Raw genomic sequence first — 25309 nt, forward strand, 5'->3', positions numbered from 1 at the left:
GATGAACGCACAAGAAGCCAATTTCGACGGGCTCGTCGGCCCGACCCACAACTACGCCGGGCTGTCGTTCGGCAACGTGGCGTCGCTCAACAACGAGAAGTCGGCCGCGAACCCGAAGGCCGCCGCGAAGCAGGGGCTGCGCAAGATGAAGCAGCTCGCGGATCTCGGTTTCGCGCAGGGCGTGCTGCCGCCGCAGGAGCGGCCGTCGCTGCGCCTGCTGCGCGAGCTCGGCTTCTCGGGCAAGGACGCGGACGTGATCGCGAAGGCCGCGAAGCAGGCGCCGGAGCTGCTCGCGGCGGCGAGCTCGGCGTCGGCGATGTGGACCGCGAACGCGGCCACCGTCAGCCCGTCGGCCGACACGAGCGACGGCCGCGTGCACTTCACGCCGGCGAACCTGTGCAGCAAGCTGCATCGCGCGATCGAGCACGACGCGACGCGCCGCACGCTGTCGACGCTGTTCGCCGATCCCGCGCACTTCGCGGTGCACGAGGCGCTGACGGGCACGCCGGCGCTCGGCGACGAAGGCGCGGCGAACCACACGCGCTTTTGCGCCGAATACGGCAAGCCGGGCATCGAGTTCTTCGTGTACGGCCGTGCGGAATACCGCCGCGGCCCCGAGCCGAAGCGCTTCCCGGCACGCCAGACCTTCGAGGCGAGCCGCGCGGTCGCGCATCGCCACGGGCTCGCCGAAGAAGCGACGGTCTATGCGCAGCAGGATCCGGACGTGATCGACGCCGGCGTGTTCCACAACGACGTGATCTCGGTCGGCAACCGCGACACGCTGTTCACGCACGAGCGCGCATTCGTCAACAAGCAGGCGATCTACGACACGCTGACCGCCGCGCTCGACGCTCGTGGTGCGCGCCTGAACGTGATCGAGGTGCCCGACGCGGCCGTGAGCGTGAACGACGCGGTGACGTCGTATCTGTTCAACAGCCAGCTGCTGTCGCGCGCGGACGGCTCGCAAGTGCTCGTCGTGCCGCAGGAATGCCGCGAGAACGCGAACGTCGCGGCGTATCTCGACCATCTCGCGGCCGGCAGCGGCCCGATCCACGACGTGCTCGTGTTCGACCTGCGCGAAAGCATGAAGAACGGCGGCGGCCCCGCGTGCCTGCGCCTGCGCGTCGTGCTGAACGAGGCGGAGCGCGCGGCGGTCACGTCGAACGTGTGGATCGACGACACGCTGTTCGCGTCGCTCGACGCGTGGATCGACAAGCACTATCGCGATCGCCTCGCACCGGAAGACCTCGCCGATCCGGCGCTGCTCGACGAATCGCGCACGGCGCTCGACGAGCTCACGCAGATCCTGCGCGTCGGGTCGCTGTATGACTTCCAGCGCTGACGCACCGATGTCCGCCGCCGCGCCGCTCGACGACTTTCTCGCGTTCACGCTGGCCGGCACCGTGCCGGCCGCGACGGACGGCGCCTGCGCGGGCGGGGCAGTCCGCTGGCAATGGCTCGGCGACGGGCTGCTCGCGCTCGAACCGGCCGCGGCTGACGGTGCGGCGCGCGCGAGCGTGCTCGTATCGGCGGGCGTGCACGGAGACGAGACGGCGCCGATCGAGCTGCTGTCGATGCTCGTGCGGGATCTCGCATCGGGCGCGCTGCCGCTCGCGTGCCGGCTGCTGGTCGTGCTCGGCAACGTGCCGGCGATGCGTGCCGGCGAGCGTTATCTCGACGACGACCTGAATCGCCTGTTCAGCGGCCGTCACGCGCAGGTGCCCGCGAGCCGCGAAGCGCCGCGCGCCGCGCGGCTCGAAGCGGCGGCTGCCGCGTTCTTCGCGGCGGCGCCGGCGGGCGGCGTGCGTTGGCACATCGACATGCATACGGCGATCCGCGCGTCGGTGTTCGAACAGTTCGCGCTGCTGCCGCATACCGGCACGCCGCCGACGCGCACGATGGTCGAATGGCTCGGCGACGCGCGCATCGCGGCCGTGCTGCTGCATACGGCGAAGGGCAACACGTATTCGCATTTCACGGCCGAGCACTGCGGCGCGCTCGCATGCACGCTGGAACTCGGCAAGGTGCGGCCGTTCGGCCAGAACGACCTGACGCGCTTCGCGCCGGCCGACCTAGCCGTGCGTCGACTCGTATCGGGTGCGCGGAGCGACGCCGGGGCCGAGTTGCCGCGTGTATTCACCGTGATCGACCAGATCACGAAGCAGAGCGACGCGCTCGAGCTGTTCGTCGCGGCCGACGTCGCGAACTTCACCGCGTTCGCGCGCGGCACGGTGCTCGCGCAGGACGGCGACTACCGCTACACGGTGACGCACGACGAGGAACGGATCGTGTTTCCGAACCCGACCGTGAAGCCGGGCCTGCGCGCGGGACTGCTCGTCGTCGACACGACGCGCGAGACGCTCGCGGCACTTGTCTGAGCGCGTGTCCCGACCGATTGCGCGGCCGCGACGGCACGCGGCCCGCGGCCTTGCATATTTGCGACATCGTCTTGCAAGTTCGGCTGCCGACACGGCCGGCGCCGTGCACGCACCGCAGCATCGCGCGCGGGCGGCCGCTTTGCCATATCGGGCCGCGCGGATTGGTACAATCGCGGCCTTGCGGCTGTTGCGCCGCATCACGGCGCGGCATCGACATTGTCGCGGCCATCCGGCCCTGCAATGATGCAAGCGCCCGTAGTTCCGGAACATTCGAGTATCGAGGAGAGCACCTGATGAAGTTGGATTGGCGTAAAGTGGCCGCGCACGCGGTGGTGGCGGCATCGGTGGCGGCGGCAGGCAGCGCGTTTGCCGCGGATCTGAAGGAGATCCGGTTCGGCGTCGAGGCCTCGTACGCACCGTTCGAATACAAGACGCCCGACGGCAAGCTGACCGGCTTCGACATCGATATCGGCAACGCGGTGTGCGCGAAGCTGAAGACGAAGTGCGTGTGGGTCGAGAACGACTTCGACGGCCTGATCCCCGCGCTGCAGGCGCGCAAGTTCGACGCGATCAACTCGGACATGACGATCACCGACCAGCGCAAGCACGCGATCGCGTTCACCGATCCGATCTACACGATTCCGAACCAGCTGATCGCGAAGCAGGGCAGCGGCCTGCTGCCGACCCCGCAATCGCTGAAGGGCAAGCGCGTCGGCGTGCTGCAGGGCACGATCCAGGAAGCATACGCGAAGAAGAAGTGGGCGCCGGCCGGCGTCGAAGTCGTGCCGTACCAGACTCAGGATCTGGCCTATGCCGACCTGAAGTCGGGCCGTCTCGACGCGACGTTCCAGGATTCGGAAGCCGGTTCGAAGGGCTTCCTGACCAAGCCGCAAGGCCAGGGCTTCGCGTTCGCGGGCGGCACGGTCAGCGACACCGAGATCCTCGGCTCGGGCGTCGGCTTCGGCCTGCGCAAGAACGACGCGGCGCTGAAGACCGCGCTCGATCAGGCGCTGAAGGACCTGAAGGCCGACGGCACGATCGACAACCTCGCGAAGAAGTACTTCAGCGTGCCCGTGACGCTCAAATAAGCGTTTCGTTCGATCGCACGATGCAAGCAAACCGGCCGCTCATGCGGCCGGTTTGCGTTCGGGAGGCTGGAAACGACGCGGGCAGGCCGCCGCTGGCCGCGCTACGCGGGAAAGAACCGGCCCAGTTCGCGCGCGAGCTCGTTGAGCACGCTCATCTCCTGCTGCGCGATCTTGCGCGCGGGCTGCGCACCTGCCCAGTCGCCGTACAGCAGCGCGACGGTCGTCGTGCCGACCCGCACGGGCAGCAGCACGAACGCACGCGTGTCGTCGAACGCGTCCAGATACCACGCGGGCAGGCGCTTGAGCATCTTCGGTTCCTGCGCCTGCTCGATGAAGATGCCGACCGAATTCGTGATCGCGAGATGAAACACGTCCGGCTCGAAGCGTTCGTCGAAGCGCAGCCGGTCGAGCGCCGTATCGACGCCGGGGCCGAAGCCGAGGCGCGCGGCGAACGTGCCGTCGACGTGACGCACGAACATCACGGTGCGCGTGAACGCGAGGCCGGCCAGCAGGCTTTCCGACGCGAGCGCGAGCACCGGCGTCAGCACATGCTCGGACGGCAGCGCGCGCAGGTCCGCGAGGCCGGCTTCGAGGCATGCCTCGGGCTCGGCCTGCGCGCGCGCGATCGCATCGGCGTTCGCGCGCAGCTCGACGATCTCGCGCATCACGGTGTCGCTCGCTTCCTCGCGCGCGAGCAGCTCGGCGATCTCGACTAGCGCGTCGGACTCCATGTCGAGCTCCATGCCGTAGTGCTGCGCGAGCGTCGCAATGCGCGCGTCGCGCTGCGGGCTCACGGGCATCACGAGCGCGCTCGCGACCTCGGTCGAGCAGCGGCTCACCGCGCGCAGCCAGCGTACGCGGTCGGCCGGGCCGTCGTCGGCAGCATGGCCCGCGTTGCGGTCGTCGTCGTATTCGTCGTCGAACGCGTCGGCGTGGGCCGCGTGATCGTCGTTGGCCATCCCCGCGCGAATCACGTCGGGCAGCCGCCAGCGCGCGGCCGCTTCGAGCCCGATCTCGTCGAAGCCGACGCCGAGCACGTCGATGCATGCGGCCGCTTCGTCGCCGTTCAGTTCGGCCGTGCGCCGGCGGATCCGGTCCCATTCGCTGTCGAGATAGCAGACCACCAGCAGCTTGCCGACCTGGCGCATCAGCGTGCAGACGACGGCTTCCTCGCCGCCGCGCAGCTCGGCGTGCTCGGTCAGCTTGCGCGCGACGCAGCCGGACAGCAGCGCGCGGTTCAGTTCGAGCTTCGCGTCGATGCGTCGCGGCGTGCTGTGGTGGAAATGGTCGACGAGCTTCAGCCCGACGACGAGATGGCCGACCGCGTCGAGGCCGAGCACCATCAGCGCGCGGGTGACGGTCGTGATGTTGCCGCCGAACGCCATGTACATCGCGGAGTTCGCGAGCCGCAGCACTTTCTGCGTGAGCGCGAAATCCGACAGCACGACGCGCACGAGCGCTGTGAAGTCGAGGTCGTCGTTCTTCATCGCGGCCATCGTCGCGCGCAGCGATTCCGACAGCAGCGGGAAGTCGCCCCGTTCGTTCATCCGGGCCCACAGCTTGTCGAGCAATGCGGTGCGGGGCAGGTATTCGGTGGTTGACATACGGATCTGTCCGGTTCGCCGCGCGTGTCAGGCGGCGGCGTGCAGGTGCAGTTGCTGCGCCTCGAAGCGCCGTGCGAGTTCCTCGGACGGCAGCGCCTGGCAGACGAGCCAGCCCTGGATGTGATTGCAGCCCATCTCCGTCAGCAGTTCGCGCTGCGCCTCGGTCTCGACGCCTTCGGCGACGAGCTCGAGATCGAGCGTCTGCGCGAGCCCGACCACCGCCGACACGATCGCGCGGTCGTTGCGCGACGTCAGCAGGTTCTCGACGAAGCTGCGGTCGATCTTCAGCTTCGCAAGCGGGAAGCGCTGCAGGTACGCGAGGCTCGAATAGCCGGTGCCGAAATCGTCGATCGCGAAACGGATGCCGAGATCGGTCAGCTCCTCGAGCAGCCCCTTCGCGTGCGCGGGGTCGTGCATCAGCAGGCTTTCGGTGATTTCGAGCACGATGCGGCGCGGGTCGATGCCCGTCAGCGCGATCGCCTCGCGCACGCTCTGCGTGAAGCGCGGGTCGCGGAACTGCTGCGGCGACACGTTGACCGCCACGTACTGCAGCGCGAGCCCCTGACGGTCCCACGCAACGAGCTGCATGCACGCGGCCTTGAGCACCCAGTTGCCGAGATAGTTGATCAGGCCGATCGATTCGGCGAGCGGAATGAAGGTCGCCGGCGGCACGAGGCCGTGCACCGGATGGCGCCAGCGGATCAGCGCCTCGACGCCGACCACCGCGCACGACTGGCTGTGCGTGATCGGCTGGAAATGGAGCGAAAACTCGCCGTTGCGCACGCCGTCGTACAGATCGGCTTCGAGCTTCAGCCGTTCGGCGTCGGCCGGATCGTCGACAGGCGCATGGAACGCGAGCGCGTTGCCGCCCGATGCCTTCGCCTGCGCGAGCGCGTGATCGGCGCGGCGCAGCAGCGGGCTGTGGTGCTGCGCGCGATGCGGCGCGGCACGCTCGTCCGGATAGAGCGCGATGCCGATGCTGGCGGACAAATGCACCGTCTGCCCCTGGTACACGTAGGGTTCGCGCACCGCGGCCTGCAGCCGGCGCGCGAGCGCGTCGGCGGCATGGCTCGCCTGCGCGCGGTCCGGCGCGCCGAGCACGATCGCGAACTTGTCGCTTGCGACGCGCGCGAGCCGTTCGTTCGGCGTGACGAGTGCCTTCAGCCGCTGCGCGGTTTCGCGCAGCAGCGTGTCGCCCGCGTCGTAGCCGAGCGCGCGGTTGATCCGCTGGTAGTCGTCGAGGTCGAGCAGCAGCAGCGCCGCGCAGGTGCCGTCCTCGTCGGCGGTCTGCTGCGCGCGCATCAGCGCCGGCACGAGCGCGGACAGGTTGTCGAGCCCCGTCATCGGATCGTGGTGCATTTCGTACGTGAGGCGCGCCTCGAGTGCGCGCCACGACGACACGTCGAACGCCGCGATCGCGAAGCCGTCGACCCCGAGGTGACGGCTCTTGAACGCGCGGATCTCGACGTCGAGCGGATAGGTCAGCGACTTGACGATGCACATCGTCGCCTTCTCGACCTGGCCCGAATGCGCGGCGCGCGCAAGCAGGCCTTCGAGCGCCGCGGTATCCTGTTCGGCGATCAGGTCGCGCAGCGTCAGCGTGTGCAGGTAGTCGCGGTGGTAGCCGATGAAGCGCAGGCTCGCGTCGGACACGTACAGAAAGCGCAGCTCGCGGTCGACATGGGCGAGGAAATCCACCGTGCCGACCGTCTGTTCCAGCCAGTTGCGCACGGAGTCGTCGCGCCGCGGCGCGCCGGCGCGCGCGGGCATCAGCGCGCCGCCCGACCAGGCGAAGCGGCGCAGCGTATGCAAGGCGCTGCGCCAGGAGCCCTTGCGTGACGTCTGTTTCCTGTTGGCTTCCATGTTTCTCGCTGACGTGAAGGGCTGGAACCGGTTGTCCGGAAGGAATAACGGCAGACTGTGCGGAATCTTTAACGGGCCGGGCGCGGATGGCGCTGCCGCTGGACCGGATCATGCACGTGCGTTCGACAGGCGAACGCCAACGTGGCCTACATCGAGGCTGACTTTATAAGAAATGAGGACGCAGATGAAGCGAAAACTGTTGCTGGGCGCCGCGGCGGCGCTGGTGGCCGGCCATGCGCTGATGGCACAGGCGGAACTGAAGCCGGGCGCAGCGGCGCCGGACTTCACGACGCAGGCGTCGCTGGGCGGCAAGACTTACACGTACTCGCTCGCCGATGCGCTGAAGCATGGGCCGGTCGTGCTGTATTTCTACCCGGCCGCGTTCACGAAGGGCTGCACGATCGAGGCGCATGCGTTCGCGGATGCGGTCGACCGTTACAAGGCTTATGGCGCGACGGTGATCGGCGTATCGGCAGACAATATCGACACGCTGACGAAATTCTCGGTGAGCGAGTGCCGGAGCAAGTTCCCGGTCGCGGCCGATCCGGACGCGAAGATCATCCGTGAATACGACGCGAAGCTGCCGGCGCTCGACCGCGCGAACCGCGTGTCCTACGTGATTTCGCCGGAAGGGAAGATTCTGTACGAATACACGAGCCTGTCGCCCGACAAGCACGTCGAGAACACGCTGGCCGCCGTGAAGGCGTGGGCCGACGCGCATCCGAAGCAGTAGGCGGCAGGCCCACGCGTAAGCGGCCCGTCGTGCGGGCCGCGGGCGCGGGAAAACGCGCCGCCTCGCGAGGCGGCGCGCGTGGAGCCGCGTTATGCGCGCAATGCCTGCTCGATCGGCACGCCGCCGCCGACGAAGCCGACGATCTTGCGCGAGATGCCGAGCTTGATCGCCTCGATCGCGGCCCAGGCGACATCCTGGCGCGATACCGGCGGCGCGGGCTCGACGCGCTCCTCGGTCAGCGCGATCTTGCCGACGCCCGGCGTGTCCGTGAGCGGGCCGGGGCGCAGGATCACGTAGTCGACGCCGGATGCGATCACGCGCTCGTCGCCTTCGCGCTTCATCTGCGAATAGTGGCGCAGCGCGTCGGGGCTCTGCTCGGGCCAGTACGCGGACAGCGAGCTGATCACGACGAGCTTCTGCACGTTGTACGCCAGCGCATACTCGGCCGCGCGGGCGACCGCGTCGCGGTCGATCTGCTCCTCTTCGGCCGCGCCTTCCGATTCGGCCGAGCCGGCCGTATAGATCACGTGCGTGATGCCCTGGAATGCGTGCGAGAAATCGTCCGTCAGATCGGCCTCGACGACCTTCGCGCCCGGCAGCGCATAGCCTTGCCGGCGCACCAGCGCCGTCACCTCGAATTCCGGCTGCTTGAGCAGCAGATCCGCGCAGGCCTGGCCGGTGCGGCCGGTCGCGCCAATCAGCAGTACCTTCGTCGTCATGAAACCGCTCCTTGCTCGATGCGTCATCCTCCCAGATAGGGACGGACGACCGATAACTCAAGTGTAATGTCGAATCGCGGCGGCGGCGCACAGGTAATAAGGGGCGTACCGGCGCGGACTGCCGGCGTGGATACGCGGCCCCCGGCGACATGGCGCACGTTCGGGCGGTCATTCATTCACACGGATTCGGGAATGACGCGCCGACCGGCTATCATGTGCGCGATGCATTTTTCGACGCTACGTCCCATAACGCGTCGGCCAACCGGTTGGAGTACACATGGCATTACCCCTGGACAACGTCAGCATGGCCGTGTTCTGCGACTTCGAGAACGTCGCGCTCGGCGTGCGCGACGCGAAGTACGAGAAATTCGACATCCAGCCCGTGCTGGAGCGCTTGCTGCTGAAGGGCAGCATCGTCGTGAAGAAGGCCTATTGCGACTGGGATCGCTACAAGGGCTTCAAGGCGTCGATGCACGAGGCGAGCTTCGAGCTGATCGAGATTCCGCACGTGCGCCAGTCGGGCAAGAATTCGGCCGACATCCGGCTCGTCGTGGACGCGCTCGATCTCTGCTACACGAAGTCGCACGTCGATACGTTCGTGATCATCAGCGGCGACTCGGACTTTTCGCCGCTCGTGTCGAAGCTGCGCGAGAACGCGAAGAAGGTGATCGGCGTCGGCGTGAAGAAATCGACGTCGGACCTGCTGGTCGCGAACTGCGACGAATTCATCTTCTACGACGATCTGGTGCGCGAGCAGCAGCGCACGCTCGCGAAGCGCGAACAACAGCAGCGCGCCGGTAACGGCGGCGCGAAGCGGCCCGACGAGCCGTCGCGCAAGCACGACATGGACGCGCGCAAGGCCGAGGCGATCGCGCTGGCGGTCGAGACGTTCGACGCGCTCGCGTCTGAGCGCGACGACGTCGGCAAGATCTGGGCGTCGGTGCTCAAGAGCGCGATCAAGCGCCGCAAGCCGGATTTCAACGAGTCGTACTACGGGTTCCGCGCGTTCGGCAACCTGCTCGATGAGGCGCAGGCGCGCGGCCTGCTCGAAGTGGGGCGCGACGACAAGTCGGGCGCGTTCGTGTCGCGGGCACGCCAGCCGGCGGCCGCGGAGCACGTCGCGGCGGGCGGTGAAGGCGCCGCCGCGCACCACGGCACGCGCGCGGCGGAGCCGGCGCGGGCCGGGCGCGAATCGCGACGTCGCGGGCAGCGGGCGGAAGCGGTCGTGCACGAAAGCGTGCAGGTCGAAGCGCAGGAGGCGGTCGTTGCCGAAGTCGCCGACGCAGCGGCGGTCGCGCCTGCCGTCACGGCCGACGCGGCCGATGCGCACGGCGACGCGAAGGACGGCCGCAAGCGCGCACGCAAGAGTGCGGCGAAGAAGACCGGCGCGAAGAAAACCGCCGCCGCGAAGAGCGCCGGCCGTCACGAGGCCGGGAAGCCGGACGATGCCGCGCATGGCGCGGCGCAGCACGGTGGCGACAAGCACGCGCACGGCAGGCATGCCGACGACGCACATCGCGATGCGGGGCAGGGCGACGACCGGCACGCCGCGGTGACGCACGCCGAGCCGGCGGCCGGCGATTTCGGCGGCGAGGTTGCCGCGGCGCAGCCGTCGCATGACGCCGCGCCGGTCGAATCGGCTGCCGAAGCACCGGCCGCTGCCAAGCCGAAGAAGCCGGCCCGCAAGGCGGCGCCGCGCGCGCGTCGTCCGCGCAAGACGGCGGCTACCGAGTAAATAAACCGCAGCCGGGCCGGGATCGTCCGAAACAGGACGGCACCCGGCCCGCGCAATACCGGCCGGCGCAACGCCGGCCGGCCTGCCGAGCTAACCGTTCAGCACATACGGCCGCGTCATCACTTCGAGGAAATGGCCGTCCGGATCGTCGAAATACACGCCGCGGCCGCCGTTGTGGCGGTAGATGTCGCCGGGCTGCCGCTTTGCCGGATCGGCCCAGTGCGGCAGCCCGCGCTCGCGAATGCGCGCGAACACGCGGTCGAAGCCGGCTTCGTCGGTCAGGAACGCGTAATGCTGCGCCGCGATCTCCCCCGTCTTTTCGTAAAAATCGAGCGACACGCCGTTGTCGAGCGCGACGACCAGCATCGCGCCGAACGGCGTCGGCGGCGGCAGTTCCAGAAGCTCGGTGAGGAAGCGGCTCGACGCGTGTTTGTCGCGGCACCAGACGATCGTGTGGTTCAACTGGACGTTCATGGCGTGTTCCGGGGAAGGGTGCCGGCGGTGGGCATGGAAACACGATAGCCGATCGCCGCCGGTGTTCAAGCGCGGAAAGCGGCCGCCTGACGGGCAGCCGCTGCCGTCACTCCCCGGCAACCGCCGGCCCGCCCGGATTCCGGCGGTTGCGCCGCTTCTCGGCCCACACGCGCAGCCGGTCCATGTACAGATAGACGACCGGGGTCGTATAGAGCGTCAGCACCTGCGACACGACCAGGCCGCCGGCGATCGCGATCCCGAGCGGCGCGCGCAGCTCGGCGCCGTCGCCGCTGCCGAACGCGAGCGGCAGCGCGCCGAGCAGTGCCGCCATCGTCGTCATCATGATCGGGCGGAAGCGCAGCAGGCACGCCTCGTGGATCGCGTCGAACGACGACTTCCGGTTGTTGCGCGTCTGGTCGATCGCGAAATCGACCATCATGATCGCGTTCTTCTTCACGATGCCGATCAGCAGGATCACGCCGATCAGCGCGATGATGCTGAACTCGGTCTTGAACAGCAGCAGCGCGAGCAGCGCGCCGACGCCGGCCGACGGCAGCGTCGACAGGATCGTGATCGGGTGGATGTAGCTCTCGTACAGGATCCCGAGCACGATATAGACGGCCAGCAGCGCGGCGAGGATCAGGATCGGCTGGTCGTTCAACGACTGCTGGAACGCCTGCGCGGTGCCCTGGAAGCTGCCGACGATCGTCGGCGGGACGCCGACCTGCGCCATCGTCTGGTAGATCACCTGCGTCGCTTGCGACAGCGACACGCCCGGCGGCAGGTTGAACGAGATCGTCGTCGCGACGAACAGCCCCTGGTGGTTGACCGACAGCGGCGTCGTGCTCGGCCCGAACGTCGCGATCGCCGACAGCGGGATCATCGTCGACTTCGACGTCGATACCGATGCGCCCGACGACGCGCTCGACTTGCCGCTGGCCGCGATCGAGTTGAGCGCCTGGTTGCGCGCGGAATCGGATGCGATCGCCGCGGCGCTCTGCGCGGCCGTGCCGGCGCTCGACGTGCCGGCCGACGTCGCGACGTAGGTGCCGGCCGCCGCGTTGGTGGTCTGCGAGCCGTTCGCGCTGCCGCCCGACGTGCTGATCCATACCTGGTTCAGCATCTCGGGGCTCTGCCAGTATTTCGGCGCGACTTCCATCACGACGTGGTACTGGTTCAGCGGGTTGTAGATCGTCGAGACCTGGCGCTGGCCGAACGCGTCGTACAGCGTGTTGTCGATCTGCGCGGGCTTGATGCCGAACCGCGCGGCCGTCGCGCGATCGATCGTCACCATCGCCTCGAGGCCGCCTTGCTGCTGGTCGGAGTTCACGTCGGTCAGCTCGGGGCGCTTTTGCAGCGCCTCGGTCAGGATCGGCCCCCACTTGTACAGGTCGGCGCTCGAATCGCCGAGCAGCGTGAACTGGTACTGCGCGTTGCTTTGCCGGCCGCCGACGCGGATGTCCTGCGCGGCCTGCAGGAACGTGCGCGCGCCCGCGACGTCCGCCAGCGGCGGGCGCAGTTGCTGGATCACCTGGTCGGCCGACAGCTTGCGCTCGGTGCGGTCCTTCAGCGTGACGAACATGAAGCCCGAGTTGGTCTGCGTGCCGCCGGTGAAGCCCGCGACGCTCTTCACGTTCGGGTTGCTCTGCACGATCCGCATCATTTCGGAGAACTTCAGCTTCATCGCCTGGAACGAGGTCGACTGGTCGGCCTGGATGCCGCCGATCATCAGCCCGGTGTCCTGCTGCGGGAAGAAGCCCTTCGGCACGACGATGTACAGGTAGACGTTCAGCCCGATCGTTGCAAACAGGGTCATCAGGATCAGCAGCGGCCGGCGCAGCGCCCACGACAGCGAGCGCTCGTAGCCGCGCTGCATGCGCGTGAAGCCGCGCTCGAGGAAGCGCCCGAAGCGGCCTTCGCTTCGCGGGTCGTGCGACTCGGGCAAGAGGCGCGCGCACATCATCGGCGTGACGGTCAGCGACACCGCGAGCGACACGGCGATCGCGAGCGACAGCGTCAGCGCGAACTCGCGGAACAGGCGCCCGACGATGCCGCCCATCAGCAGGATCGGCAGGAACACGGCGACGAGCGAGATGCTCATCGACAGCACCGTGAAACCGACCTCGCGCGCGCCGTCGAACGCGGCCTGCATCCGCGATTTGCCGTTCTCGATGTGCCGCGAGATGTTCTCGAGCACGACGATCGCATCGTCGACGACGAAGCCGGTCGCGACGATCAGCGCCATCAGCGACAGGTTGTCGATCGAGAAGCCGAGCAGGTACATCGCGCCGAACGTGCCGATGATCGAGATCGGCACCGCGACGCTCGGGATCAGCGTCGCGCGCCAGTTGCGCAGGAACAGGAACACGACCATCACGACGAGGCTGACCGCGATCAGCAGCGTGTGCTCGGTGTCCTTCAGCGACGCGCGGATCGTCGTCGACCGGTCGAGCACGGGCGTGACCGTGATGTCGGCCGGCAGCGACGCGGTGAGCTGCGGCAGCGCCGCGTGCACGCGGTCGATCGTCTCGATGATGTTCGCGCCGGGCGAGCGGTACAGGATCACGAGCACCGCTCGCTTGCCGTTCGCGAGACCCAGGTTGCGCAGGTCCTCGACCGAATCGACGACGTCGGACAGGTCGGACAGCCGCACGGCCGAGCCGTTGCGGTACGCCACGACGAGGTCGCGGTATTGCGACGCGTCGGAGGCCTGGTCGTTGGTATAGAGCTGGTAGCGCTGCGGGCCGAATTCGATCGCGCCCTTCGGTGCGTTCGCGTTCGCGGACGCGAGCGCCGCGCGCACGTCCTCGAGGCCGATCCCGTAGTGGAACAGCGCCTGCGGTTCGAGTTCGACGCGCACGGCCGGGTTGGCGGAACCGCTCACCGACACCTGGCCGATCCCGTCGATCTGCGACAGCGACTGCTGCAGCACCGTCGACGCCGCGTCGTACAGCTTCGCCGGCGACGAGGTTTCGGACGTGAGCGACACGACCATGATCGGCGAATCGGCCGGGTTGACCTTGCGGTAGGTCGGGTTGCTCTTCAGCGAGGCGGGCAGGTCGGCGCGCGCCGCGTTGATCGCGGCCTGCACGTCGCGCGCGGCGCCGTCGATGTCGCGGTTCAGGCCGAACTGCAGGATGATCCGCGCGTTGCCGACCGTGCTCGTCGACGTCATTTCGGACACGTCGGCGATCGAGCCGAGGTGCCGCTCGAGCGGGCTCGTCACGCTGGTCGCGACGGTCTCGGGGCTCGCGCCGGGCAGCGACGCCTGCACCGAGATGGTCGGGAAGTCGACCTGCGGCAGCGGCGACACCGGCAGCTTGATGAACGCGAACAGGCCCGCGAGCGCGACGCCGAGCGCGAGCAGCGTCGTCGCGACGGGGCGGGTGATGAAGGGGCGCGACAGGTTCATGGCTTACGCATCCGTGCGCGTGCCGGCAGCGGGGCCATGGCGTTCGAACCAGCCGCGCACGCGGCGCGCGAGCGAGTCGAAGCCGAGGTAGATCACGGGCGTCGTGAACAGCGTCAGCACCTGCGACACGATCAGGCCGCCGGCGATCGCGATCCCGAGCGGCTGGCGCAGTTCGGAGCCCGCGCCGGAGCCGACGATCAGCGGCACCGCGCCGAGCAGCGCGGCGAGCGTGGTCATCAGGATCGGCCGGAAGCGCAGCAGGCACGCCTGGAAGATCGCCTCGCGAGGCGGCTTGCCTTCGTTGCGTTCGGCGTCGAGCGCGAAGTCGATCATCATGATCGCGTTCTTCTTCACGATGCCGATCAGCAGCACGATGCCGATGATCCCGATGATGTCGAGGTCGTGCCCGGTGATCATCAGCGCGAGCAGCGCGCCGACGCCGGCCGACGGCAGCGTCGACAGGATCGTGATCGGGTGGATGTAGCTTTCGTACAGCACGCCGAGCACGATGTACATCGTGATGATCGCCGCGAGGATCAGGAAAACCTGGTTCGACAGCGATGCCTGGAACGCGAGTGCCGCGCCCTGGAAGCGCGTCTGGAACGACGCGGGCAGCGCGATGTCCTTCTCGGCGGCCTCGATCGCCTTGACGGCCTCGCCGAGCGACGCGCCGGGCGCGAGGTTGAACGAGATCGTCGTCGACGGGAACTGCGACAGATGCGCGACCAGCAGCGGCGACGGCCGCTCGTGGAACGACGCGATCGACGACAGCGGCACCTGGCCGCCGCTGGCCGACGGCAGGTAGATGTCGTTCAGCGATTTCGCGTAGTGCTGCTCCTTCGGTTCGGACTCGAGAATCACGCGGTACTGGTTCGACTGCGTGAAGATGGTCGACACGATGCGCTGGCCGAACGCGTCGTACAGCGCGTTGTCGACGGTCGCCGGCGTGATGCCGAAGCGCGCGGCGCTCGCGCGGTCGATCTCGATGTAGACGGACTGGCCGTTGCTCTGCAGGTCGGTCGCGACGTCGGCGAGCGACGGCTCCTGCTGCAGCCGCGCGACGAGCTTCGGCACCCAGGTCGCGAATTCGTCCGAATTCGGGCTCGTCAGCATGAACTGGTACTGCGTCGGGCTGACGGTCGAGTCGATCGTCAGGTCCTGCACCGACTGCATGAAGAGCGAAATGCCCGTGATGTTCGCGACGCGGTGCTGCAGGTCGCGGATGATCTGCGCCGCCGTCTCGGAGCGCTCGTCGCGCGCCTTCAGGTTGATCAGCATCCGGCCGCTGTTCAGTGTGATGTTGCTGCCGTCGACGCCGATGAACGACGTGAGGCTTTCGACGTTCGGATCCTTCAGGATCTCGGCCGCGAGCGCCTGCTGGCGTTCGGCCATCGCGCCGTACGAAATCGACTGCGGCGCCTGCGTGATCGCCTGGATCACGCCGGTGTCCTGCGCGGGGAAGAAGCCCTTCGGTATGTATACGTAAAGCAGGCCGGTCAGCACGAGCGTCAGCAGCGCGACGACGAGCGTCGAGCGCTGGCGGTTCAGCACCCATTCGAGCGCGACCGCGTAGCGCGCGATCACCCAGTCGATCGTCTGGTGCACGCGCGCCTCGAAGCGGTGGCTCTCCGGCGGCGGCGAATGGCGCAGCAGCTTCGCGCACATCATCGGCACGAGCGTGAGCGACACGATCGCCGAGATCACGATCGTCACCGCGAGCGTGATCGCGAATTCGTGGAACAGGCGCCCGACCACGTCGCCCATGAACAGCAGCGGGATCAGCACCGCGATCAGCGACACCGTCAGCGAGATGATCGTGAAACCGATCTGCCGCGAGCCCTTCAGCGCGGCCTCGAGCCCCGATTCGCCTTCCTCGACGTAGCGCGCGATGTTCTCGATCATCACGATCGCGTCGTCGACGACGAAGCCGGTCGCGATGGTGAGCGCCATCAGCGACAGGTTGTTCAGCGAGAAGCCGGCCAGGTACATCACCGCGAGCGTGCCGATCAGCGACAGCGGCACCGACAGGCTCGGGATGATCGTCGCGTAGACGTTCGCGAGGAACAGGTACATCACCAGCACGACCAGCCCGACCGCGAGCAGCAGCTCGAACTGCACGTCGCGCACGGCCGCGCGGATCATCGTCGTGCGGTCGGTGACGATCTGCACGTCGAGCGCGGCCGGCAGCGTTTCCTGCAGCTTCGGCAACTGCGCCTTGATCGCGTCCACCGTCTGGATCACGTTCGCGCCGGGCTGGCGCTGCACGTTCAGGATGATCGCGGGCTCCGAATTCACCCACGCGCCAAGCTTGGTGTTCTCCGAGCCGGCGACGACCGTCGCGACGTCGGTGAGCATCACCGGGCGGCCGTTCTTGTACGCGACGACGGCGCTGTTGTACTGGTCGGCGCTCGTGAGCTGGTCGTTCGCGTTGATCGTGTAGGCGCGCGTCGGGCCGTCGAAGTTGCCCTTCGGCGTGTTCACGTTCAGGTTCGAGATCGTCGTGCGCAGGTCGTCGAGGTTCATCCCGTACTGCGCGAGCGCGGTCGGGTTCGCCTGGATCCGCACGGCCGGGCGGTTGCCGCCGGACAGGCTGACGAGGCCGACGCCCGCGATCTGCGAGATCTTCATCGCGAGGCGCGTATCGGCCAGATCCTGCACCTGCGTGAGCGGCAGCGTCTTCGACTTGACGGCGAGCGTGATCACCGGCGCGTCGGCCGGGTTGACCTTCGCGTAGATCGGCGGGGCAGGGAGGTCGGACGGCAGCAGGTTGCCGGCCGCGTTGATCGCGGCCTGCACTTCCTGCTCGGCGATGTCGAGCGGCAGGTCGAGCGAGAACTGCAGCGTGATCACCGACGCGCCGGCCGAGCTTTGCGACGACATCTGGTTCAGCGACGGCATCTGCCCGAACTGCCGTTCGAGCGGCGCGGTGACCGACGAGGTCATCACCTCCGGGCTCGCGCCCGGATAGAAGGTCTGGACCTGGATCGTCGGGTAGTCGACCTCGGGCAGCGCGGCGAGCGGCAGGAAGCGCAGCGCGACGAGGCCGGCCAGCATGATCGCCGCCATCAGGAGGGCGGTGCCGACCGGCCGGAGAATGAAGAGACGGGATGGATTCATCGAGCGGCCCGCGCGTTATCGGGCCGCTGCTTGCGACGCGCCGTGCCGGTGTCCGCCGCGATGGCCGCCGGCGTCCGATGCACCCGACGCCGCGCCGGCGCCGCGCGCGCCCGACGCGCCTTTCGGCTTGTCGGCCGGGATCGAGATCTTCGCGCCTTCGCGCAGGCGGTCGGAGCCGTCGGTCACCACGCGCTCGCCGAGCGCGATGCCGCTGACGATGCTCGTGCGTTCGCCGTCGACCGGGCCGGGCTTGACCTTGCGCACCGTCACCGTGTTGTCGGGTTTCACGACGTAGACGAACTGGCCGATCGAACCCGTCAGCACCGCGGACGTCGGCACGATCGTCGCATCGCGCATCACGTCGACGAGCAGCCGCGTGTTCACGAACTGATTCGGGAACAGCATGCCTTCCTTGTTATCGAAGTTCGCGCGCAGCTTGACCGTGCCCGTGCTGGTGTCGATCTGGTTGTCGAGCGTCGCGAGCGAGCCCGTCTCGAGCGGCACCGTGTTGTTGCGGTTGTACGCGGTGACCGACAGCTTCTGGCCCGCGTTCACCTGCTTGAGGATCTGCGGCAGGTTGTCTTCCGACGTCGTGAAGATCACGCTCATCGGCTGCAGCTGCGTGATCACGACGATGCCGGTGCTGTCGCCCGGCGTCACGTAGTTGCCGGGGTCGACCTGGCGCAGGCCGACGCGGCCCGACACGGGCGCGGTGATGCGCGCATACGTAAGGTTCAGCTTCGCGGAATCGATCGCGGCCTGGTCGGTCTTCACCGCGCCTTCGTATTGCTTGACGAGCGATTTCTGCGTGTCGACGGTTTGCGACGCGATCGAGTCCTGCGACAGCAGCGTCTGGTAGCGCTTCAGGTCGAGGCGCGCCGTCGCGAGCAGTGCCGAGTCGCGCGCGAACGTGCCTTCGGCGTTCTCGAGCGACACCTGGTACGGGCGCGGGTCGATCTGCGCGAGCACGTCGCCTTTCTTGACGATCTGGCCTTCCTGGAACGACACCGACTGCAGATAGCCCGACAACTGCGTCTTCACCGTCACGTTCGCGAGCGGCGTCACGGTGCCGAGCGCGGACAGCACGATCGGCATCTCGCCCTGCGTCGCGGTCGCCACCTGCACGGGCTGCGGAACGTTCGCCATCGCGGCGGGACCGCCGCGGCCGCGATGGCCGCCGGCGCCGCTCGCGCCCTGGGCCGCGCTACCGGCACCCGGCTTGGCCGCCGACGTGCGATTCCACGGGTGCCACCACAGCAGGCCGCCGATGACGACGACCGCGAGCGTCCCGATCATCAGCGTGCGGCGCGGGCGCCGTGCGGCGGGAGATGCGGGATCTTTCGAAGGGGGCGTGGGATTTTGTTCGTTATCCATCGTGTTCTGTCGGGAAGACGGCGCGGCGTGCCGGGAATCGGACTGCTCTTGGCTGCGCGTGGGCGAGCGGTGCCGGGAGGGGCAACCCGGCTCGGTCCGGTGCCCACCCGACCCGCGCGGGAAAAGAGCTGTGCGCACCGCGAATGCGGCGCGACGATGGGCATGATCCTACGTGCCGTCCCCGTTACAGTCCAGCGGTCTATCTTTCAACGGGTTACGGTCGTTACAGAACGCGACGGAACGCGGCAGGACGATGACGGAACGATTACACGCCGATGCGCCGGGCCGGCGCGCCGCCGATCTCGCGGGTGATTTTCGCGATGCATTCGTGCAGGGCGGGTACGACATGTTCCTGTAGCCATTCGGGCGGACACTGGTGCGACGCACCGCCGCAATTCACCGAATAACGCTGGCCCGACGGGCCGACGAAACCGGCCGCGACCGCATTCAGGCCCTCGCGCCATTCGCCGATCGCGATCGCGTGGCCTTCGCGCATCGCTTCGTCGAGCGCGGGATTGAGCCTCGCGGACACATGCGGCCAGTCGTCGCCCGCCGTCGTGCGCAGCGAATCGAGCAGTTGGCGCCGCTCGTCGTCCTCGAGTGCCGCGAGATACGCGCGGCCGACGGCCGTGCGGGCGATGTCCATCCGCGAGCCGATTTCGAGGCGCGTGACGAGCACGGCCGAGCGCGGCCGGATGACGTCGATCGCGACCATGTCGAGCCGGTCGCGCACCGCAAGGTGCACGGACAGCGACGTGCGTTCGGCCAGCTCGATCATGAACGGCCGCGAACGCGCGCGGATGTCGAAGTTGCGCAGGAAGCCGTGGCTCAGTTCGAGCACCGACGCGGTGAGCACGAAGCGCTCGCTGTCGGGCAACTGGAACAGGAAGCCGGCGCTGACCAGCGTCGCGGTGATGCGCGACACGGTCGGCTTCGGGATGCCGGTCAGTTCGGTCAGCTCGCGGTTGCTGACGGGCGCGTCGGCAGCCGCGATGCGGCGCAGCACGGCAAGGCCGCGGGCGAGCGCGGTGATCTCGTCCGGCGACGATTCACGATCTCGGGACGCGGAAGAGGTTACAGTTGTCGACACGAGGGATTCTCTCTATTTCCGAAACTCGATTTCAATTTTGTTGGTATTGTAGGACGATTGTCAAAAGATGCATGTTCCGTGGGTGAACTGGTCATTGGATGAGATTTTGCGGGTTCACCCTTGGTTTATTAGGAAAACGCTCAAAGGAGCCTTGCCGGAAAGTGCATGAGCCGGTGCAAATACCGCTTGACTTGTCGGGCGGAAACGGAAAGAATGTCTCACGTTTTCGAAACATCGTTTCAGGAGTTTAACCGGCAACGGTGTTTCGCGCAGTCTCTCAGGTTCTAGCACGGCCCTCGGAATGGCTAGAACTTTTTTAGCGCCACGGTCTCCGTGGCGCTTTTTTTTGCCCGTCCGCCCGGACGCGTCAGGCCCGTATTATCCCCCGATCGCAGAAAACGTCCGTCCGAACGTCCGGCGGAGCATGCTTGTGCGCGATGCATTCGCGGCAGGTTCGATTCGCGCGCGCAAAAAAAAGCGCGATGCCCGCAGTGGGCATCGCGCACAAACCGGCGTGGAGCGCCGACGAATGAACGGTGATGAAGAAAGGAGCGCCCGACTAGGGGCGGCCGGCCAGGGGCGCAAGGCCCCCCTCGCACGAAGCGGTCAGGCCTTCGCGAGCTTGATGCTGGTCTGCTCGGCCGTCAGGTAGCCGACGCTGGCGCCGAAGCGGTCCTTGAAGTTCGCGCGCACGAGCGGGTCGAGCGTCGGCTTGACCTTGTCGTGCAGCGGCGATTCCCAGTCGCCCGCGTGCTGGAAGTTGCTCATGACGTACGTCCAGCCGTTGATCTCGTCGACCGCGTGCAGGCCCGTCGATTCGGCGCCGGCCGGGCACGACAGCACGCGCACGAGCGATTTCGTGTCGACGTTGTAGGCCCACAGGAAGTTGTTCACGTGCATGCCCGAATCTTCGCCGATGAAGAGCGTGCGCAGCTTCTCGGAGAACTTCAGGTTGTCCGGGTTCGCGATCTTGTCCGGGTTCGCGAGGTTGCCGAGCCCGTCGGCCGCGGCGAGATCCTCGCCGACGAGCGCGGCCGGCGCGCCCATGTCGACCGGCACCCATTCGCTGTCGATCGCGCTGCCCGTCGTGTCGCGCTGGCTGCCCTTCAGGTTCAGTGCGTAGACGGCGCCCGCGGCGATCTTCTTGTCGACCGCGACGTCGCGCGACACCGCGTTGCCCTTGACCATCGACGTCTCGATCCGCGACATCGCCGTGTAGACGATCTTGTCCTTCGCGTTCACGGTCGTGCCTTCGAGCTTCGTGAACGCCATGCTGCCGCCGAGCAGCGCCGCGTAGCGGTGCGTCTCGAGGAACGCGGCCGCCTTTTCCATCCCCGGCTTCACGCGCATCCAGTTGAACTTGCCGCCGAAGTGGATCTTCGTGTAGCTCGCATCGTTCGGGTCGGTGGTCGTCAGGTCCATGATGTCCGACGCCTTCAGCGTGTTCGCGAGCGCTTCGATCTCGCCGCTCGTCGCGTGGCCGATCCTGATCCACGTAAGCGTCGCCGTGCCCGCGCCGGCGGACGACGTCTGCGCCCACTTCGCGACGTACAGCGTACCGGCCGACAGGTCGGCCGCCTTGTCGGCGACGAACATGAACAGGCCGCCGTTGGTGGCGTCGTCACCCATCATCACGGTGCGCTGGTCCGGCATCACCTGGATCAACTCGTGCGAGATGCGGCCGAGGCAGTAGTGCTTCTTCACGGTGCCCGTGCCGTCCGGGTTCACGGTGATTTCGGGCAGGTGGCCGTAGTGGTAGGGGTTCGCCTTCGTCTCGTCGCCGAACGTATTCCTGCTGAACGCCTTGAACTGCGCGTCGGTCGCGGCCTTCGTCGCGTCCGGCTCGTACTCCTCGCTCGACAGGTGCGTGCCCCACGGCGACAGGCTCGCGCCGCAGGTGATCCACAGGCCGTGCGCGTTCGACGTGTCGACGTTGTGGTACTTGACGACCTTCAGCGCGCCGGTGGCCGGATCCTGGTCGAGCGTGAGCACCGCGATCGGCGACGGCAGCTGGCCGTACTGCGATGCGCTGGCCTGGTCGCGCGTCGTGTATTCGAACTGCACGACCGCGAACACCGTGTTGCCCTTCACGCCCGGCACATTCGCGTTCTTCAGCGTGAGCAGCGAGCTGCCGTCCGGGCAGTCGGAATAGAACTGGCGCTCCTTGCCGGCTACCGAACGATCGATGATCGGCTGGTTGTTGATGTCGTAGTAGCCGCCCGCGAGCGTCGTGCCGCCCTTGCCGTCCGGCACCATGTCGCCCGTCACGAAGAACGGCCGGTACGCGAGCTTGAAGTTGCGCGACGAGCCGTCCGAGAACGACACCGATAGCGTCGAGCCGACCGTCGTCGTGGCCATCGCGGCCGCGTTGTCGAGCGTGGGTGCGGCCATCGCCGAGAACGTCGCCGACGTATACGCGGCGGCGGCCGGCGTCGACGTCGACGTCGGATTGTCGTCGCCGCCGCAACCCGTCAGCAGGGCCGGCAGCGCGAGGCCGGAAAGGGGAAGCATCGGCGCGCCGGCGAGGATCTTCAGGGCCTGACGACGGGCGGCATTGGGCAACGCGGGCATGTGGAGTCCAGTTTCAGTTGTTGGAAGAATGGCCTTCGCGAAGCGGAAGCAGGCGTTCGGCAAGCTTCGCGAAGGCAAAATGAAAACTAGACGGAAGTGTAAGGACGCTTGATGAAAGTTTTTTGAATTGAAAACGTAATGCTGCGTCGGGCGTTCGTCAGGCGCTCAATCGCGTTCGGGCGTCGCCGAGATCCGGTGGATCGACAGGTCCGCGCCGTCGAATTCGGCTTCGCGGTCGAGGCGCAGCCCGACGGTCGCCTTCAGCGCGCCGTAGACGAGCGTGCCGCCGGCGGTGGCGATCGCGATGCCGCCGAGCGTGCCGACGAGCTGCGACAGGAACGACACGCCGCCGAGACCGCCGAGCGCCGGCAGGCCGAACACGCCGGCCGCGAGGCCGCCGAGCGCGCCGCACATCCCGTGCAGCGGCCACACGCCGAGCACGTCGTCGATGCGCCACTTGTTCTGCACGCAGGTGAACATCGCGACGAACAGCGCGCCGGCCGCCGCGCCCGTGACGAGCGCGCCGATCGGGTGCATCACGTCGGAGCCCGCGCACACCGCGACGAGGCCCGCGAGCGGCCCGTTGTACGTGAAGCCCGGGTCGTTGCGGCCCGCCATCCATGCGGCGAGCGTGCCGCCGACCATCGCCATCAGCGAGTTCACGGCGACGAGGCCGCTGATCTTGTCGAGCGTCTGCGCGCTCATCACGTTGAAGCCGAACCAGCCGACCGCGAGCACCCATGCGCCGAGCGCGAGGAACGGGATGTTCGACGGCGGGTGCGCGGCGATCCGGCCGTCCTTCGCATAACGACCGTGGCGCGCGCCGAGCAGCAGCACGGCCGGCAGCGCGACCCAGCCGCCGAACGCATGCACGACGACCGAGCCCGCGAAATCGTGGAACGGCGCACCGAACGCGTGCGTGAGCCAGGCCTGCACGCCGTAGCGTTCGTTCCATGCGATCCCTTCGAAGAACGGATAGATGAAGCCGACGATGATCAGCGTCGCGACGAGCTGCGGATTGAACTTCGCGCGCTCGGCGATGCCGCCGGACACGATCGCGGGAATGGCCGCAGCGAAGGTCAGCAGGAAGAAGAAGCGCACGAGCGCGTAGCCGTTGTGCTGCGACAGCGTGCCGATGTCGTCGAAGAACTCGACGCCGTACGCGATCGTGTAGCCGATGAGGAAGTACGCGAGTGTCGACACCGAGAAGTCGACCAGGATCTTCACGAGCGCGTTGACCTGGTTTTTCTTGCGGACCGTGCCGAGTTCGAGAAATGCGAAGCCCGCGTGCATCGCGAGCACCATGACGGCACCGATCAACAGGAACAGTGTGTCGACGCCGGATTTCAGACCATCCATGCCGTGGCTTCCTTGCGCAAAAAACGGGCGAGGAATGCAAGTATCGAGCCAACTTGGTGAACGATTGCGTGGAATTGGTGCTCAGGCACCACGTGGCGGGGCATTCCGGTGAATCGCGCCCGGTGTTGGCGCACTCATGGTGCGGGCTGGGGCCGCGCCGAACGCACGAATGTGGTGCGGATAGCGCGGGGCTGGTGCGAATGGGTGCGGCGTGGTGCGTCGGCGTATGCCGTTGCGCACCGATCTGGCGCGTCAGTGGCGCACGAACAGTTCGCGTGGCCGGCGCAGCCGCAGTGCGCACGCCGACCAGTATGCGGCGACGGTCGTCAGCCCGAGCGCGGCGAACGAGAGCGCCGCGAAGCCCGCGAGCGACTGGCCGTCGCCGTCGGGGCCGAGGATGCCTTGCGCGACGATCAGCGCGGCCGTCCAGAAGCCGATCACGGCCTGCGTGAGCAGGCGCGCGGACGCGATGCGGCGCGAGCGTCCGGCTTCGGCCAGGCGGCGGGCCGACGGCGGGCGCAGGCACAGGAACAGGGTGGCGGCGAGCAGCGCGGCCAGAGCGATGAACCAGTCGACGAGGAAAGCCATGAGTAAAAAGGGGACACGCATGAAGCGGATTGAAGCGTGCCCACTTTAGTGGCGTAGCGCCCGCGATTGAATCAGACGAATCCGAAATTGAAAGGCATTTTTAATCACGGGTCGTCATTGGGCCTGTTCAACAGGCGGTATCATCGACGTCGGTCCAACCACGAGGCCGTGCGACGCGCGGCCGGAGATTGCTGATGAACATGAACACATCGCGGGCGCGTCGCGCGCCCGGGTTCGCGCTGGCGGCCGTGGCTGCCGGTGCGCTGCTGTTGCTCGCGGGCTGCGAGAAGTCCGGCACGCCGGTCGCCCAACCCGATACGGCCGCGAGCGCGGCCGCCGATGCCGCGAACAACGCGGCCAAGGCGCTCGACCAGGTGGCGAGCACCGTCAACCAGCAGCTCAACGCCGCGAAGGCCGGCATCGCGTCCGCGGCATCGGCCGTGCCGCCGCTGTCCGCGAGCGGCCTCGCGTCCGCCGCGCAGGCGCAGATCGACGCGGCGGCTTCCGCGGTCGTCGCGCATGCGGCTTCCGAAGCTGGAGCGAAGATCGCGGAAGCCGGCAAGAAGCTCCAGCAGTGGAGCCAGCAGAGCGCGTCGGGCGCGAAGCCCGCAAGCGGAGAATGATGCGGGCTTGCATGATCCGCAAAATGTAATTATCATGGTTACATATTGTCGCCGGCTGCGGTCCGGGCCGGCGTCGCCGAGTGAGTGAGGAATGAATACCAGCAGCCGGTTCGCGTTTGCCGTCCACGTGCTCGCCTTGCTGTCGATGCAGGAAGGCGCGCCGCTGTCGTCCGACATCGTCGCGGGCAGCGTGAACACGAATCCGGCGCTGATCCGCCGGTTGCTGTCGATGCTGGCGGCCGCGGGGCTGACCACGTCGCAGCTCGGTGCGGGCGGCGGCGCGCTGCTGGCGCGCGAGCCCGGGGAGATCACGCTGCTCGACGTGTATCGCGCGGTTGACGATGCCCAATTGTTCGCGCTGCACCGCGAGGCGCCGAATCCCGCGTGTCTCGTCGGGCGGCACATCCAGGGCGTGCTGATCGACTACATCGGCGACGCGCAGCGCGCGATGGAGGCATCGCTCGCCACGCGCACGCTTGCCGACGTAACGGCCGACGTGCTGGATTCGGAGCAGCGCAAGCAACACGCGGGGCGCGCCGGCGGGTGAGCGGCGGCAGGCAGGGCAGGAGGCCGGGCGGCGC

18 protein-coding genes are annotated in these 25309 nt (G+C 67.7%); 7 read left to right on the forward strand and 11 right to left on the reverse strand.

Features of this window, described 5'->3' with window-relative positions:
- Position 1: 1 nt before the first annotated feature.
- The 3 genes from astB (at position 2) to FPJ27_RS24740 (ending at position 3466) form a co-directional block, all read left to right on the forward strand.
- A complete protein-coding gene (astB, locus tag FPJ27_RS24730) occupies positions 2-1342 on the forward strand; it encodes an N-succinylarginine dihydrolase (protein ID WP_204426052.1) in 1341 nt (446 codons plus the stop codon).
- A 7-nt stretch (positions 1343-1349) separates the two neighbouring features.
- A complete protein-coding gene (gene astE, locus FPJ27_RS24735; protein WP_177318335.1) occupies positions 1350-2378 on the forward strand; it encodes a succinylglutamate desuccinylase in 1029 nt (342 codons plus the stop codon).
- Between the two features lie 293 nt (positions 2379-2671).
- Complete coding sequence (locus FPJ27_RS24740; RefSeq protein WP_072435952.1) at positions 2672-3466, forward strand: ABC transporter substrate-binding protein; 795 nt, start codon at positions 2672-2674, stop codon at positions 3464-3466.
- Between the two features lie 101 nt (positions 3467-3567).
- On the opposite strand, the gene FPJ27_RS24745 is transcribed toward FPJ27_RS24740, so the two are convergent.
- Positions 3568-5070 (reverse strand): HDOD domain-containing protein, encoded by a 1503-nt coding sequence (locus FPJ27_RS24745; protein WP_204426053.1) that lies wholly within the window; start codon positions 5068-5070, stop codon positions 3568-3570.
- Positions 5071-5097: 27 nt separating this feature from the next.
- Positions 5098-6840, reverse strand: coding sequence for a sensor domain-containing phosphodiesterase (gene cdpA, locus FPJ27_RS24750; RefSeq protein WP_204426344.1), 1743 nt, complete (start codon positions 6838-6840; stop codon positions 5098-5100).
- 277 nt (positions 6841-7117) lie between these two features.
- On the opposite strand from cdpA, the gene FPJ27_RS24755 reads away from it, so the two are divergent.
- Entirely contained in the window at positions 7118-7666 is a 549-nt protein-coding gene (locus FPJ27_RS24755) for a peroxiredoxin (protein ID WP_175962343.1), read from the forward strand.
- Between the two features lie 89 nt (positions 7667-7755).
- Here the strand turns inward: FPJ27_RS24755 and FPJ27_RS24760 are convergent, their stop codons facing one another.
- Complete coding sequence (locus FPJ27_RS24760; protein ID WP_072435949.1) at positions 7756-8385, reverse strand: SDR family oxidoreductase; 630 nt, start codon at positions 8383-8385, stop codon at positions 7756-7758.
- Between the two features lie 277 nt (positions 8386-8662).
- Between FPJ27_RS24760 and FPJ27_RS24765 the strand changes: the two genes are divergently transcribed.
- Positions 8663-10120, forward strand: coding sequence for an NYN domain-containing protein (locus FPJ27_RS24765; protein ID WP_204426054.1), 1458 nt, complete (start codon positions 8663-8665; stop codon positions 10118-10120).
- A gap of 90 nt (positions 10121-10210) precedes the next feature.
- On the opposite strand, the gene FPJ27_RS24770 is transcribed toward FPJ27_RS24765, so the two are convergent.
- The 8 genes from FPJ27_RS24770 to FPJ27_RS24805 all read right to left on the reverse strand — a co-directional run bounded on the left by FPJ27_RS24770 (position 10211) and on the right by FPJ27_RS24805 (position 24105).
- Complete coding sequence (locus FPJ27_RS24770) at positions 10211-10594, reverse strand: VOC family protein (RefSeq protein ID WP_175962346.1); 384 nt, start codon at positions 10592-10594, stop codon at positions 10211-10213.
- 106 nt (positions 10595-10700) lie between these two features.
- Positions 10701-14006, reverse strand: a complete 3306-nt coding sequence (locus FPJ27_RS24775) for an efflux RND transporter permease subunit (protein ID WP_204426055.1) — start codon at positions 14004-14006, stop codon at positions 10701-10703.
- A 3-nt stretch (positions 14007-14009) separates the two neighbouring features.
- Positions 14010-17123 carry an MdtB/MuxB family multidrug efflux RND transporter permease subunit gene (locus tag FPJ27_RS24780; protein WP_204426056.1) on the reverse strand — a complete coding sequence of 1038 codons (3114 nt, stop codon included), beginning with the start codon at positions 17121-17123 and terminating at the stop codon, positions 14010-14012.
- A gap of 15 nt (positions 17124-17138) precedes the next feature.
- The gene (locus FPJ27_RS24785; RefSeq protein ID WP_204426057.1) at positions 17139-18497 is read right to left on the reverse strand and encodes an MdtA/MuxA family multidrug efflux RND transporter periplasmic adaptor subunit; all 1359 of its coding nucleotides are present in this window, start codon (positions 18495-18497) and stop codon (positions 17139-17141) included.
- Between the two features lie 265 nt (positions 18498-18762).
- A complete protein-coding gene (locus tag FPJ27_RS24790) occupies positions 18763-19587 on the reverse strand; it encodes an IclR family transcriptional regulator (protein ID WP_072435943.1) in 825 nt (274 codons plus the stop codon).
- 606 nt (positions 19588-20193) lie between these two features.
- Entirely contained in the window at positions 20194-22158 is a 1965-nt protein-coding gene (locus FPJ27_RS24795) for an alkaline phosphatase PhoX (RefSeq protein WP_204426058.1), read from the reverse strand.
- Between the two features lie 165 nt (positions 22159-22323).
- Positions 22324-23517, reverse strand: a complete 1194-nt coding sequence (locus FPJ27_RS24800; RefSeq protein ID WP_072435941.1) for an ammonium transporter — start codon at positions 23515-23517, stop codon at positions 22324-22326.
- A gap of 252 nt (positions 23518-23769) precedes the next feature.
- Positions 23770-24105 (reverse strand): hypothetical protein, encoded by a 336-nt coding sequence (locus FPJ27_RS24805; RefSeq protein WP_072435940.1) that lies wholly within the window; start codon positions 24103-24105, stop codon positions 23770-23772.
- A gap of 194 nt (positions 24106-24299) precedes the next feature.
- Between FPJ27_RS24805 and FPJ27_RS24810 the strand changes: the two genes are divergently transcribed.
- Together FPJ27_RS24810 and FPJ27_RS24815 are read left to right on the forward strand one after the other, a co-directional pair.
- Entirely contained in the window at positions 24300-24728 is a 429-nt protein-coding gene (locus FPJ27_RS24810) for a hypothetical protein (protein WP_072435939.1), read from the forward strand.
- Between the two features lie 91 nt (positions 24729-24819).
- The gene (locus tag FPJ27_RS24815) at positions 24820-25275 is read left to right on the forward strand and encodes an Rrf2 family transcriptional regulator (protein ID WP_204426059.1); all 456 of its coding nucleotides are present in this window, start codon (positions 24820-24822) and stop codon (positions 25273-25275) included.
- The last annotated feature ends 34 nt before the right edge of the window (positions 25276-25309 follow it).

Origin of the sequence: Burkholderia sp. MS455 (assembly GCF_016899445.1) — a bacterium.
GTDB lineage: Bacteria > Pseudomonadota > Gammaproteobacteria > Burkholderiales > Burkholderiaceae > Burkholderia > Burkholderia pyrrocinia_C.

Excerpts from the sequence above, each read along its gene's own strand:
- astB (WP_204426052.1), top strand. The coding sequence starts at position 2 with ATGAACGCACAAGAAGCCAATTTCGACGGGCTCGTCGGCCCGACCCAC.
- astE (WP_177318335.1), top strand. The coding sequence starts at position 1,350 with ATGTCCGCCGCCGCGCCGCTCGACGACTTTCTCGCGTTCACGCTGGCC.
- FPJ27_RS24740 (WP_072435952.1), top strand. The coding sequence starts at position 2,672 with ATGAAGTTGGATTGGCGTAAAGTGGCCGCGCACGCGGTGGTGGCGGCA.
- FPJ27_RS24745 (WP_204426053.1), bottom strand. The coding sequence starts at position 5,070 with ATGTCAACCACCGAATACCTGCCCCGCACCGCATTGCTCGACAAGCTG.
- cdpA (WP_204426344.1), bottom strand. The coding sequence starts at position 6,840 with ATGCCCGCGCGCGCCGGCGCGCCGCGGCGCGACGACTCCGTGCGCAAC.
- FPJ27_RS24755 (WP_175962343.1), top strand. The coding sequence starts at position 7,118 with ATGAAGCGAAAACTGTTGCTGGGCGCCGCGGCGGCGCTGGTGGCCGGC.
- FPJ27_RS24760 (WP_072435949.1), bottom strand. The coding sequence starts at position 8,385 with ATGACGACGAAGGTACTGCTGATTGGCGCGACCGGCCGCACCGGCCAG.
- FPJ27_RS24765 (WP_204426054.1), top strand. The coding sequence starts at position 8,663 with ATGGCATTACCCCTGGACAACGTCAGCATGGCCGTGTTCTGCGACTTC.
- FPJ27_RS24770 (WP_175962346.1), bottom strand. The coding sequence starts at position 10,594 with ATGAACGTCCAGTTGAACCACACGATCGTCTGGTGCCGCGACAAACAC.
- FPJ27_RS24775 (WP_204426055.1), bottom strand. The coding sequence starts at position 14,006 with ATGAACCTGTCGCGCCCCTTCATCACCCGCCCCGTCGCGACGACGCTG.
- FPJ27_RS24780 (WP_204426056.1), bottom strand. The coding sequence starts at position 17,123 with ATGAATCCATCCCGTCTCTTCATTCTCCGGCCGGTCGGCACCGCCCTC.
- FPJ27_RS24785 (WP_204426057.1), bottom strand. The coding sequence starts at position 18,497 with ATGGATAACGAACAAAATCCCACGCCCCCTTCGAAAGATCCCGCATCT.
- FPJ27_RS24795 (WP_204426058.1), bottom strand. The coding sequence starts at position 22,158 with ATGCCCGCGTTGCCCAATGCCGCCCGTCGTCAGGCCCTGAAGATCCTC.
- FPJ27_RS24800 (WP_072435941.1), bottom strand. The coding sequence starts at position 23,517 with ATGGATGGTCTGAAATCCGGCGTCGACACACTGTTCCTGTTGATCGGT.
- FPJ27_RS24805 (WP_072435940.1), bottom strand. The coding sequence starts at position 24,105 with ATGGCTTTCCTCGTCGACTGGTTCATCGCTCTGGCCGCGCTGCTCGCC.
- FPJ27_RS24810 (WP_072435939.1), top strand. The coding sequence starts at position 24,300 with ATGAACATGAACACATCGCGGGCGCGTCGCGCGCCCGGGTTCGCGCTG.
- FPJ27_RS24815 (WP_204426059.1), top strand. The coding sequence starts at position 24,820 with ATGAATACCAGCAGCCGGTTCGCGTTTGCCGTCCACGTGCTCGCCTTG.